The organism is Pseudotamlana agarivorans, assembly GCF_001642835.1.
Lineage (GTDB): Bacteria > Bacteroidota > Bacteroidia > Flavobacteriales > Flavobacteriaceae > Pseudotamlana > Pseudotamlana agarivorans.
The window spans coordinates 1-7807 of record NZ_LXEI01000031.1 but is presented as its reverse complement, the minus strand read 5'-3'; the positions used below and the strand labels follow the sequence as shown (position 1 = coordinate 7807).

The window sequence follows — 7807 nt, the reverse complement described above, 5'->3', positions numbered from 1 at the left end:
GGCAACAAGCTCTGAAAAGACATGAACATAAAAATAATTCCTCTATTTATTCTAATTCTGAATTTTACTTTAACTTCATGTGATTTTGACTATCCTCGTAAGAATAAAAAAATTGACAAAAGTTTTATCTTAAAAATTGATGAATCTGAATTGAAAGATTTTGATAGTATAAACAGACTTATCATAAATAACAAATCTAAATTAATCCCAATAATAGATAAGAAAAACCGAACTCATGAAGATATTACAAAAAGAAAAATTAATTCTCTTTATATTACTAAAAGATTATTAAATGAATATCTTCCAGACAGTACAATAAACAGAGGGTTTTTGGAGCGTCATAATTTTTCATTAAATGATGAAAGCAAAATGGAAACGAAACCTAAATTGAACTTAAAACGTTTACACTTTGTTTTTGACTATAATAGAGCAATCTACGTTTTATGGAATTCCGAATTATTAAGAGGAGAAAGGCATCCTGAAATACATGAAAAGAATTATAACTATCATATTGTACAAAAACTATTGTATAATTTTGATTTAGACTCTATTACAATTAAAAGCACTAATTTATTACACACACAACAAATAAATGAAAATTGGATTTATGTAATTGATTACGAAAAAGTCGGAGATGACGATAATTTTACACCAACAAAAGAAGAAACAAGAATGTTGAAAGAAAAATATTTTAACTTTTGAAAATAGCCAGTTGCCAACAAGGTGTATAATTAATGGCTAGTTCGGGCTTACTTACGAATATTCCTGCGGAATATTCTATTCGGTTTTTATTTGTTAAATTCAATGCTAAATCACGCCACTAATTATACACGAAACCGTTGTACGCAATGATGAAAAACCTGCTTCCGATATTCATTCTTACATTTACAATTATAGCTTGTAAAGAAAAATCATCTGACTTAAATCGGAATGAAACTATTGAATATTATCCGAACAAATCAAATGTAGTTTTCAAAAAAACAGTCCATTTAGCGGACTTTGACAGTGTTTACTATTTCTACGATAATGGAATTTTATTTAAAAAAGGAAAACAATATAAGGAAAATCAAAAATTTGGAAATTGGGAATTGTATGACCGAGATTCTGACTTACGTGAAATTCGAGAATGGTTCACATTAAAGGGAAAATCAAAGGCTAATCGAGCGTGGAATCTGAATAAAAAAGGAGATACGATAGCTTGGAGATACCAAGATTCTATATACAAACAAACTGAATTTATAAATGACACAATACCATTTAGAAATACAATTTATGATATAATTTACTTTAATAAAGATACCATTAAATTAAACGAACCGATTAGAGGGTTTGTAGAAGTACGTTCATCAGTGATTAGAGATCAACCATCAAACATAAGAGCATTTATTGCAAAAGACAGCGCAAATTATAATTATGATTTCTCAAATGAGAAAGAGGTCAAACTTGCTAAATTTAATGACTTAACTATTGATAGTATAAATCAAAAATGGGCTGGAGAAGGAACTGACTTCTCTAAACTTATTTTCATTGGTTTATATTTTGACTCTGTAGGAGAAAAAAACTTAAGAGGTTATTACCAACAGTATTCTTTCGGACCTTTTGAAAAGGACGAAAAAGGACATAAAATTGACAGCATAATTGGACATAAAATTTATTTTGAAAAGAAAGTTTACGTTAAAGATAGTATTGAATAATTCACAGCGTACAACAAAGTGTATAATTAATGGCTAGGTCGAGCTTGCTTACGAATATTCCTGCGGAATATTCTATTCGGTTTTTATTTGTTAAATTCCGTGCTAAATAACGCCACTAATTATACACGAGACCGTTGGGCACAATTAAAACACTAAGATTATGGAGAACATTTATAGAAAATTGAAAGACCCTAATTTCTCGACTCACATTTATTCAAGGAAAGGTGGAGAAAATAGAGCAAATAAAGCTATAGTCGAAATATTTGATAAAATCTCTTTTGGAGAATACGATTTATCGAAAACAAAAAATGTCCTTTTAAATATTGCTTCTGGAAACGTAGAAATTACGATTGATGAAATTGGAGAAATTAATGACATAATTCAGGACAAAATTAATGGGGCTAATATTCTTATGAACGTTCAAGAAAAGAACATTGATAAAGATATTGAAATTCAAATAATAGTAACCTGTTTAGAGTTTGAGACTGATAAAATAGATACTGATAAACTATTCGACATAAATCCACTAACGACAACTACATTACCACTATACTTTTTAGAAGAAGAATATTCAAGTAACGAAATATCTGAAATGATTTCGTTTATTTCCGATTTATATCAAGACATAGGTGGAGACGAACTAAAAATTCGTGGTTTTCAATCAAAACTTGTCGAAATGAACCTTGAACCAACTCTGTTTTAATATGGAAGAGAAAGACGAGAAAAGGTTGTTGAGAATCGATTTGGTTGGTAAAGATGAAAACTTATTTGCTAATCTAAAAGGCAAATTAATTAAAATGGTAGATAAAGTTTTAGATTCTTCATTAGATGTTAATTCAGATTTAACAGTAAAAGAAGAATTACAAAAATTTACTTCTTTAGGTTTAAACTTTGCGGAATCCAAATTAAAAAAGGCCAGTATTGAAAACGACCATATAATTACCGAAATACAAGAAAAACTTTCAATAATTCAAAAAAACAAAGCAGAAGCACGAAAAATAAATGCAACTGCAAGAACAATTGAATTTGACCAAAATTTAAAGGAATTGACATTTACGCTAAAAATGACTAATGCCCTAATCTTGGGAGAAGGAAACGAGGAAGCATTGGCATTTACAAAACAGATAGATGTGTTCTTGGAAGTCATAAAAAGTATTAACGAAATGAATAGTATAAAATAACTGTGCCCAACACCGGCTATAGTTCATTGCTTCTGACTTTCCTCTCGGAAAGTCCTCGCAAATTTGCTATCTTCGGTTTATGGCGGAAAATCCTCGCGGATTTTCACGCAACGAAACCATAGCCATAACCGTTACCTACAATATGAAAAAACTAATTCCAATAGAACAAAGAGAATCTGAATTAATAAAATTTGGAGCAAATAAAATTTTTATTAAAAATATTGGAAAAATAGATGAAATAAAATATCGTGTTGAAAACGTAGATGGTGCTTATTTTTATTTTCCGACAATAGCGAATTACGAAATATTGAGCGGACTAAATATAATTCCGATATACGATGAAGGAGAAACTTTTCGTGTATTTGGGTATAATGAATCGATTCAAAAAATCTTTCATTTTGAATTGGAAAATGACCAAATCTATACTGACTACGGAACAAATTGGAATTTACTTTTATTTGATATTATGTTTCAATATTTTGAGGATGATATTGATGAAAAACTTGACTTGGAAACATTCAAAAAAGTTGGAAAAGAACTGGGGTTTGATAAATCTGAATCTTTATATAAAATGGTAGATATTCCTTTAGACGAATATAATGAGAAATATAAAGAACTTGAAAAATGGAAAAAGGAAATAGCTGAAAAGTTAGAAATACTGTAGGTAACACCGTGTATAATTAATGGCTAGTTCGAGCTTACTTACGAATATTCCTGCGGAATATTCTATTCGGTTTTTATTTGCTAAATTAGTTGCTAAACCACGCCACAAATCATACACAACACCGTTGCCTACAATACTGAAAAACGAACTATAAAAAATGATTGTACCTGTCGAAAATATTGTTGAAACTGTTGATCTAACAGCTGATGACGTTCTATTACCAATGATGGAATGTATAGTAAATTCTGTTATTAGCTTACAACAATCGGACAAACCAAATGATGAAAAAATTATTCAAGTAAAAATCATTCGAGGTAGTTCACCAAAACAAGCAAACTTTGACAATATAAGAACTATTGATAGCATTGTCATTACCGATAATGGAATTGGATTCAACGAGAAAAATTACAAATCATTTGAAACACCTTTCTCAAAAATAAATAAAGAATTCGGCTGTAAAGGCATTGGTAGATTTACAGTTTTAGCCGCATTTGAGAATTTAAAAGCAAGAAGTAACTATTTTGAAAATGGAGATTGGCATTATAGAGAATTTGAATTTAACTCAAATGACGAACTCAAACCAATAAAATTCGAGATTTCTGACAAACCAGAATCAAAAACAACTGTTGAATTAAGTAATTGCTTTAATGAAATTATTAAAGAAAAATCTGCTTTATCATTAATTCAGATTTCAGAAAAAATTATGGAACATTGTTTAATTTATTACCTCAATGATTCCCTACCAAGTATTGTAGTTTATGATGAAGAAGGCAAAGAAGCAGAATATATAAATGACCTTTTTGCAAAAGTTTCAAAAGAAAAAGAAAGAACATTTACTGTAAAAAATCATCCTTTTAAAATTTACATTACTAAAACAGCAAAAGAAGGAAACAGAAAGAACAATTACGTTTATTATTGTGCAAATTCAAGAGTAGTTGGTAATCCAAAAAACATTAAAAATTTCAATAGCCTATTCAATTATCCCATATCTAAAAACGGTAATTTATATTTTTTAGATGTTTATGTAGTATCGGAATTTTTAAATCAAAAAGCGTTTAGCACTAGAAACGGGTTTAATATTCCAAAAGAAAACGAAAATCTACTTTTTAACAATTCAGAACAGGTTACATTCCAAGATATTGAAGAAAAACTAACAGAGGTTCTAGAAGATGAATATGACCAATTTGTAAAAGACTCTAAAATTAAAAGTCAAAAGCAAATAGAAAATTACATAATTGAAAATGCACCTAGATACAGGAGTTTTTTAAAAAATCCTGCAATTTTAGATTCTATTCCACCAAATCTTTCGGAAGATAAACTAGAGGAACATCTATATAAGATTTCATATTCGGCACGTAGAAAAGTTGAAAATCATATTGAAAAATTCATTTCGGAAAAACATATTAGTGAAGAATCAATTGAGAAGATAAAAGATGACATAAGAGAAAAAACTGCATACGACATTGACAGTTTAGCAGACTATATGACAAGACGTAAAGCAATAATCCAATTGTTCGAGAAATTTTTAGATGCTGATGAAGAAGGTAGATATAAATTAGAGGAAGATGTTCATAACATAATTTTTCCAATGGGTTTGACAAAAGACCAAACCTCATACGAGAACCATAATCTTTGGTTACTGGACGAAAGGTTTATTAATTATAAGTTTATCGCTTCAGATAAATCCATAACATCTTTTTCACAAAAGAAAAGTAGTAAAGAACCTGATTTACTTTTAACAGATAACCCTGAAATGTTTGATAATCCAATTAGTTTTGGAAATAGAAGTGCAGGAGAAGTCAATTCAATGGTGATTTTTGAGTTTAAGCGTCCAGGAGAAATTGCTCATCAGAAAAACAAAGGAGATTATAGGTGGCAATTCTCTGATTTAGTGGAACCCTATTTTGATGAATTTCTTTACAAACAAGACAAAAAAAATTATAAAGGAAATCACGTTATAATAACGGAAAATACCCCAAAATTTGGATTCATAGTTTTAGACGTAATTCCTCCACTTTTAGCGAAATTTAACGAAGGTAAAGGATGGAAGAAAACGCCATTTGGAACTTATTACAAAATTCAGTCTGAATTGAATATGCATATTGAAGTTATGACATTTAGAAAATTATTAGATATAGCCCAAAACAGACATAGTGCATTTTTTGACAAACTTTTCGCATAAAAAGAAAAGTACTGTAGGCAACAATGTATAAAAATAATAGCGGTTTAATCTCTAAAACGAAACAAAATGAATTTAAAAAAGGTCTGTATTTAGCCATAAAGTTAGTGTGTATAAATCCGCTACTATTCTTATACTAGACCGTTGCCAACCATACCTCACTCGCACAAAAAAAATGTTAACTGACCAAAGCAAAACGCGACTATTATAAAGGAATGATTTACTTTGCGAAAAAAAAAGACAGTTAACAATATGTAAATAATGTATCCAATAAATTCAAAAAACATAATCAAAATCTGCAACAGATTTTTGGAATGGTAAATAGTAAAAAACCTCCGTTAAAAACGGAGGCTTTGATTTTCAGATTAGCCCCAAAGGGGCATTAGGCTCATTCATGATGCTCTTGATATTTTACATATCGCCTTATCATGTCCTCATCCAAACCTACTGTACTTACAAAATAACCTCTCGACCAAAAGTGATTGCCCCAATAAGGCTTTTGTCTTAAACTTGGATACGTCTTGAACAACTTGATTGCCATTTTTCCTTTTAGAACACCCATGAATTCGGATATGGACACCTTCGGTGGAATTGAACAAACCAAATGGACATGGTCTTTTTGCACATTCATTTCTTGAATAATGACATCTTTCCAAGTACTCATTACTTATAAATCATGCTCTACCAGTGATTTTACCATGCCCTCCAGCACACGGAAACGACACTTGGGAGTGAATACAATGTGATAGTCACATTTGTAATACACATGTGTTAATTTTCTATATTTACTCATCTTAAAAAAGTTTTAGATGGTAAACCTAAAAAATGGCGAAGCCTTTAAAACATGACCACCGTCAAAGACGGTGGTTTTTTAGACTGAAATAAAAATTTCTCAAAACTCATTATCCTTGAATAATTCTTCATATTAACTAATATTACAACAGAAAATTTAATGCAAACGAAAATGTATTAAAACGGAATGTAAATTTCTATTAATTAACGAATAACTAGCTTCTTAGATAAAACACCTGATTCAGATTTTATATGAATTAAAAACAAACCTTTACTCTTAAGTGAAACTTTTAAACTATTATTTATTTTATGTTCATATACTAATTGACCAACTAGGTTATATATACTAACCATTCCTCTCCCGCCATATTTTATAAAGAAATCTTCATTTATTTTAGAAGGATTAGGGTAAACTATAAATTTGTTACTAACTTCATCTAATTCTAAGTCATCATTACTTAAAGTTTTTTCCTGTAATACAATTGTTTTAATTAAATTATCTTTTGTAAGAACAGCTTGTCCTGCTACCTCGTAAAATTCAAACTCATTAATTACATAATTATATGTACCAATTGCAAGGTTATTAGCTTGAATTTCCCCATTAGCATTAGTTATATAATCTGTGCCATTAAAATTCACGGATATACCGTTTAAAGGATTTATACCATTTGTAACTAAAATTGTGTAATTAAATATTGTTTTTTCCTGTTCTAATATAAAATCGTTGTTTATAGAGTTTTCACTCAAGTTATTCAACTTTAATAATCCTGTATTATTTGTATAACCATTTAAATACGTGCTAATTTCACCAGACCATCCTCCTGTTATAGTTGTGGAATAATTTCCATTTACATCCGTTAATACAGATGCAGGAAATCCTAAAACAGAAACATTGGCTAACGGATTTCCTTCACTATCTGTTACAACCCCACTTACCGTATAATCGGCAGATTTTACTAAACGAAAACCAGATGAATCCATGTACTGTTCACCAGATAGTCTAAATCTTGTTTTATTCCTAAAATAGGGTGCAGGATCTATATGAAAACTTCTACCTCTTGTTACGTGCCCAAAATTAGTATAAACGGTATTTATTGGATTAATGGTGGGGCTATTTGCATAATAGTTTGAGGCATAATAATCTTCACATATTTCCGAAACATTACCCGACATATCATATATACCTAATTCGTTTGGTAATTTAGTACCAACTGGAGCTGTGGAATTCCTCGATTTAACAGCTACATCATCAGCGTCATTGCTACCACTATACACATAACCTAAACTTTGGTTTCCT

At 29.8% G+C, this 7807-nt stretch carries 7 protein-coding genes and 1 pseudogene; 6 read left to right on the top strand and 2 right to left on the bottom strand.

Annotated elements, in window-relative coordinates; genetic code table 11:
- Positions 1–21 precede the first annotated feature (21 nt).
- The 6 genes from A6I66_RS16125 (at position 22) to A6I66_RS16100 (ending at position 5721) form a co-directional block, all read left to right on the top strand.
- Positions 22–702, top strand: a complete 681-nt coding sequence (locus A6I66_RS16125; RefSeq protein WP_067151856.1) for a hypothetical protein — start codon at positions 22–24, stop codon at positions 700–702.
- 146 nt (positions 703–848) lie between these two features.
- Positions 849–1694: a hypothetical protein gene (locus A6I66_RS16120; protein WP_067151853.1), complete on the top strand. Its 846-nt coding sequence runs from the start codon at positions 849–851 to the stop codon at positions 1692–1694.
- Positions 1695–1854: 160 nt separating this feature from the next.
- Entirely contained in the window at positions 1855–2397 is a 543-nt protein-coding gene (locus tag A6I66_RS16115) for an FtsZ/tubulin family protein (protein WP_067151850.1), read from the top strand.
- A 1-nt stretch (position 2398) separates the two neighbouring features.
- Positions 2399–2875 carry a hypothetical protein gene (locus A6I66_RS16110; RefSeq protein ID WP_067151845.1) on the top strand — a complete coding sequence of 159 codons (477 nt, stop codon included), beginning with the start codon at positions 2399–2401 and terminating at the stop codon, positions 2873–2875.
- A 79-nt stretch (positions 2876–2954) separates the two neighbouring features.
- Positions 2955–3539 (top strand): hypothetical protein, encoded by a 585-nt coding sequence (locus A6I66_RS16865; RefSeq protein WP_067151843.1) that lies wholly within the window; start codon positions 2955–2957, stop codon positions 3537–3539.
- A gap of 157 nt (positions 3540–3696) precedes the next feature.
- Entirely contained in the window at positions 3697–5721 is a 2025-nt protein-coding gene (locus tag A6I66_RS16100; RefSeq protein ID WP_067151841.1) for a hypothetical protein, read from the top strand.
- Positions 5722–6106: 385 nt separating this feature from the next.
- Here A6I66_RS16100 and tnpA read toward each other — a convergent pair.
- Together tnpA and A6I66_RS16090 are read right to left on the bottom strand one after the other, a co-directional pair.
- Positions 6107–6511: pseudogene (gene tnpA, locus A6I66_RS16095) on the bottom strand (IS200/IS605 family transposase).
- Positions 6512–6714: 203 nt separating this feature from the next.
- On the bottom strand, positions 6715–7807 hold a 1093-nt coding region (locus A6I66_RS16090; RefSeq protein WP_157614277.1), incomplete at its 5' end, for an SUMF1/EgtB/PvdO family nonheme iron enzyme.

Bases quoted from the DNA above. Each gene is read 5' to 3' on its own strand.
- A6I66_RS16125 (WP_067151856.1), top strand. From the start codon at position 22: ATGAACATAAAAATAATTCCTCTATTTATTCTAATTCTGAATTTTACT.
- A6I66_RS16120 (WP_067151853.1), top strand. From the start codon at position 849: ATGATGAAAAACCTGCTTCCGATATTCATTCTTACATTTACAATTATA.
- A6I66_RS16115 (WP_067151850.1), top strand. From the start codon at position 1,855: ATGGAGAACATTTATAGAAAATTGAAAGACCCTAATTTCTCGACTCAC.
- A6I66_RS16110 (WP_067151845.1), top strand. From the start codon at position 2,399: ATGGAAGAGAAAGACGAGAAAAGGTTGTTGAGAATCGATTTGGTTGGT.
- A6I66_RS16865 (WP_067151843.1), top strand. From the start codon at position 2,955: ATGGCGGAAAATCCTCGCGGATTTTCACGCAACGAAACCATAGCCATA.
- A6I66_RS16100 (WP_067151841.1), top strand. From the start codon at position 3,697: ATGATTGTACCTGTCGAAAATATTGTTGAAACTGTTGATCTAACAGCT.